Source organism: Methylobacterium mesophilicum, assembly GCF_022179445.1.
GTDB lineage: Bacteria > Pseudomonadota > Alphaproteobacteria > Rhizobiales > Beijerinckiaceae > Methylobacterium > Methylobacterium mesophilicum.
This window is the reverse complement of sequence record NZ_BPQU01000153.1, coordinates 1-247: the sequence shown is the minus strand read 5'-3', so window position 1 is coordinate 247 and position 247 is coordinate 1. Positions and strand designations below refer to the sequence as shown.

Annotated in this window: 1 pseudogene; it reads left to right on the top strand. The window is 55.5% G+C overall.

The window, feature by feature from the left end:
- Positions 1-247: pseudogene (locus tag MFF40_RS28575) on the top strand (MFS transporter); the annotation flags it as partial.

Sequence of the window (247 nt, the reverse complement as noted above, 5' to 3'; positions counted from 1 at the left end):
TGCTGACCTCGGTTGTATCCTCGGTGGTTACCTGCCGCCGCTGTTCCAGCGTTGGTTTGGTGTGAACCTGATCGTTTCCCGTAAGATGGTCGTAACGCTGGGTGGTGTGGTGATGATTGGCCCGGGTATGATCGGTCTGTTCACCAACCCGTATGTCGCAATTATGCTGCTGTGTATCGGTGGTTTTGCCCACCAGGCACTGTCTGGCGCGCTGATTACGCTCTCTTCTGACGTGTTCGGTCGTAAC